Origin of the sequence: Bradyrhizobium sp. NAS80.1, assembly GCF_001908205.1 — a bacterium.
Taxonomy (GTDB): Bacteria; Pseudomonadota; Alphaproteobacteria; order Rhizobiales; family Xanthobacteraceae; genus Bradyrhizobium.
Genome location: NZ_LGHL01000311.1, coordinates 1 through 3,817, shown reverse-complemented (window position 1 = coordinate 3,817; position 3,817 = coordinate 1). Strand labels below are relative to the sequence as shown.

General features: G+C 62.2%; 4 protein-coding genes. 2 read left to right on the top strand and 2 right to left on the bottom strand.

What is annotated here, in order from left to right:
• Positions 1-98 precede the first annotated feature (98 nt).
• Together AC629_RS42285 and AC629_RS42280 are read right to left on the bottom strand one after the other, a co-directional pair.
• Complete coding sequence (locus AC629_RS42285; RefSeq protein WP_084810551.1) at positions 99-1,469, bottom strand: glutamate--cysteine ligase; 1,371 nt, start codon at positions 1,467-1,469, stop codon at positions 99-101.
• Between the two features lie 98 nt (positions 1,470-1,567).
• Positions 1,568-2,062: a MarR family winged helix-turn-helix transcriptional regulator gene (locus AC629_RS42280; protein ID WP_074123071.1), complete on the bottom strand. Its 495-nt coding sequence runs from the start codon at positions 2,060-2,062 to the stop codon at positions 1,568-1,570.
• Between the two features lie 126 nt (positions 2,063-2,188).
• Here AC629_RS42280 and gstA point away from each other — a divergent pair, with 126 nt between their 5' ends.
• Positions 2,189-2,803 (top strand): glutathione transferase GstA, encoded by a 615-nt coding sequence (gstA, locus tag AC629_RS42275; protein ID WP_084810550.1) that lies wholly within the window; start codon positions 2,189-2,191, stop codon positions 2,801-2,803.
• 224 nt (positions 2,804-3,027) lie between these two features.
• Positions 3,028-3,336, top strand: coding sequence for a hypothetical protein (locus tag AC629_RS42270; protein ID WP_084810549.1), 309 nt, complete (start codon positions 3,028-3,030; stop codon positions 3,334-3,336).
• The last annotated feature ends 481 nt before the right edge of the window (positions 3,337-3,817 follow it).

The following is a 3,817-nucleotide window of genomic DNA, read 5'->3' as shown; positions in this document are numbered from 1 at the left end:
CTGCAGGATGACGGCTCACTCGAAGGGGAGATTTGTCTCCTCAACGGCGACAACATCCCGTTCATCGCGCGCCGTTCCAAGACTTCTTCAACAGCCTGCTAGAACGCGTATTCCGCGTAGGCCGGTTCCACCGAACCCTTCCAGGGTCCGTTGAACTTGTCGAGCATCTCCTCGGCCGGCGTCCGGCCGGAATCGACGATACGATCGAGCGGCTCCAGGTGCCGGCTCTCGTCGCGGCCGAGCTGGTCGACCTGGCCGCGCCGGCGCAGGCCGGCATGTGCCAGAACGAGGCATTCCTTGGTGATCTCGAAGAGATAACGGTCCTTGATCCGCGCCTTGAAGCCGAAGCGCGGCACGTCGTCGCGCAGGGCCTGGCGCTCATGCGCGGTCCAGTGCTTCACCATGTCCCAGGCGGCGTCGAGCGACACATCGTCGTAGAGCAGTCCGACCCAGAACGCCGGCAGCGCCGGCAGCCGGCCCCAGGGGCCGCCGTCAGAGCCGCGCATCTCGAGATAGCGCTTCAGCCGCACTTCGGGGAAAATCGTCGAGAGATGGTTGGCCCAGTCCGACAGCGTCGGACGCTCGCCGGGCAGATTGTTGTTGCGGCCGTCGAAGAACGCGCGGAACGAGGAGCCCGACACGTCGATGTACTCGTCGCCGCGCTTGACGAAGTACATGGGCACGTCGAGCGCGTAATCGACATAGCGCTCGAAGCCCATGCCGTCCTCGAACGCCCACGGCATCATGCCCGCGCGCGCATTGTCGGTGTCGCGCCATATCTCGGAACGGAAGGAAAGAAAGCCGTTCGGCTTGCCTTCGGTGAACGGCGAATTGGCGAACAAGGCCGTCGCGACCGGCTGGAGCGCGAGCGAGACGCGCAGCTTCTTGACCATGTCGGCTTCGGAGCAGAAGTCGAGATTGGTCTGCACCGTGCAGGTCCGGTACATCATGTCGAGGCCGTACTGGCCGACCTTCGGCATGTAGTTGGTCATGATCTTGTAGCGGCCCTTGGGCATCACGGGGATGTCGGCGCGCGACCAGGACGGCGTCATGCCGAGGCCGAGGAAGCCGATGCCGAGCGGCGTTGCGATCTCGCGCACCTGCGCCAGATGCGCCATCAACTCGCTCTGGGTCTGGTGCACGTTCTCGACCGGTGCACCCGAGAGCTCGAACTGTCCGCCGGGCTCGAGCGAAATCGCGCCGCCGCCTGTGACGTCGTAGAGGCCGATGATGTTGCCCTTCTCCATGATTGGCTCCCAGCCGAGCAGGAGCTTCATGCCTTCGAGCAGGGCGCCGATACCGCGCGCGCCTTCGTAGGGCACTGGACGATGCCCTTCGAGCGTGAACGGTGTCTTCTCGTGCTCGGTCCCCATGCGGAATTCGGACCTGGGCTTGCAGCCAGCCTCGAACCACGCAACGAGCTCGTCGCGTGATTGCAGCGGCGTCATATCGATCTGGTCTCGCGCCATATCAAACTCTATTCAAAAGCGCTTCGACCGAATGCGCGCGGGTGACGGGACGGTCCGCGAACCCACCGGGCGCGCGGACATGCTGGTTTGCCGTGCGATCATCGCAGCGGCGTGCTTTCGTTGACGCTGACGGGCGGCAGCTTCACCTCGCCGCACGAACAGCCCAGGCGGTCGAGCAGACCACTGAGCCTGACGGCATCGGCATCAGACAGTTTCGAGCCGACATATTTCTCGATCGCAGCGGAATAGGCTCCCCACATCCGCTTCTGCAATTCACGGCCGGCCTCCGTGATCTCGACGAACTGGCCGCGCTTGTCGATCTTGCATTCGCGCCGGGAGGCGAGGCCCTCGTCGACCAGCCGATCGATCAGGCGCGAAGTGGAGTATTGTGGGATCAGCATCTGCCGTTCGAGTTCCACGGGCCGCAGCTCGCCGGAGGGGGCGCGCGACAATTCGAGCAGCGCGTCATACCAGGCAAGCGGCGGGAAACCCGCCTTCTTCAGGTCCTGCTCGACGCAGTCGAGCACTCGGCTCTGCACCCGCATCAGGCGGATCCAGGCGGCAGTTGCCTCGGTCGATGGTTTGCGTTTCATGATCCCGCTCAAGCTCGTCGCCCGCTCTTTACCTCACTCGATGCACCTGCATCAATCTTGACTATTTCATGCAGGCGCATGTAGTCGTTCTTTCGCTCCAACCAAGCGTCAAGAGGAGGAAATTCCATGAAACTGTACTATTCGCCCGGTGCCTGCTCACTCTCCCCCCACATCGCGCTCCTGGAAGCCGACCTGCCCTATGAGCTGGTCAAGGTCGATATCCGGGCCAAGAAGCTCGAAAATGGTGAGGATTATCTGAAGCTGAACCCCAAGGGCCAGGTCCCAGCACTGGGCCTCGACAGCGGTGAGATCGTGACCGAAGGGCCGGTGATTGTCCAGATGATCGCCGACCAGGCTTCAGCCAAGGCGCTGGCGCCGGCCCGCGACAGCTCCGAGCGCTACAAGCTGCTCGAATGGCTGAACTTCCTCACCTCGGAGGTGCACAAGAGCTTCGGTCCGCTGTTCGCGCCGGCGCTGAATGATGAGGCCAAGGCCTTCTTCAAGGACCGCGTCATGGGCAAGCTGAAATACATCGACAGTCAGCTAGCCGGCCGCGACTACCTCATGGGCAAGCAGTTCACGGTCGCCGACGGCTATCTCTTCACCATGCTGACCTGGGGCGACCGTATGAAGTTCGACCTCTCGGCAATGCCCAACCTCACCGCCTACAAGGCCCGCGTCGCAGCACGGCCCAAGGTTCAGGAAGCACTGAAGAAAGAAGGGCTGGTGCAGGCCGCCTGAGGCGCGACAGCGATCAATCTCCAAAGGGCCGGGTCGACGATCCGGCCCTTTTTGTTTGCCGCAGGACGGCGCGGCTCGGGGCAATCCCGCCGGATCATCATACCTTCAATTAGCCTAATGAACTACTGTTCGCCAAACGTAAGTGATGCTGTCTTGTCAGCCCCCGCAAAGCGAGCGAGCTTGGCGCGATTGGTCGAAGGATTTTTGCACTCTCGGAGTTGAACTTGACGTTTGCCTTCGTCCTGATCGCTGCAAGCGCATTGGTGGGAATAGCGGCAGGTTTCGTTTTCAGGATCTGGGCGCTGGTCGTGATCGCGCCCTTAATCGCGGTCTTCTCCGCGATTGTTCTTCGTATTTATGAATTCGGGATGATGGCGGGCGTGACCGTCATTGCCATCTGCCTTGTCGCGTGCCAGCTCGCCTACCTCGCGGCAACCTATCTGCTGCACGCGCGGAACGTTTCATCCCATGACGAAGTCGACGGCAAACCAGGCGAGATAGGCGAGCAGAAAATCCGCCGCCAGCACAAGTAACGCCAAAGCCGTCCAAAGCACTGGCCCCTTGCGGCGCAAGCGTGCCGGCTTCTGTTGTGGCGAGAGGCGCCCCGTCGCGGACGCGGCAGCATATTTCGCGGCGAGATCGCGACCGAGCGCGGTCTTCCGCAACACCAAAGAGTTCATCAAGGACACTTTCTGACTTCGTCTTCGACTTGCCGGTAGAATGGCAAGTGTCCCGACAAGGTTCATGACCCTGACCCAACGCAACAGTGGTGTCAGGGCCAAGCAAAAGAACGGCGCCGCTTTGACGCGCCTGTGACAATTGCGCGGCACGCCGCGCCTCTGGCACGGTTCCTACGCGGATTCTGTGACGGGTTCCACAAGGGGAAGCGATCCTGACGCAACCGTGATGACGTTGTCCAAATCGGGATAGGGGGGCGTCTCGCGACGCCGCCCCTCCCACACCACCGGACATACGGGTCCGTATCCGGCGGTTCAGCGGATTATGCGGGCCGCG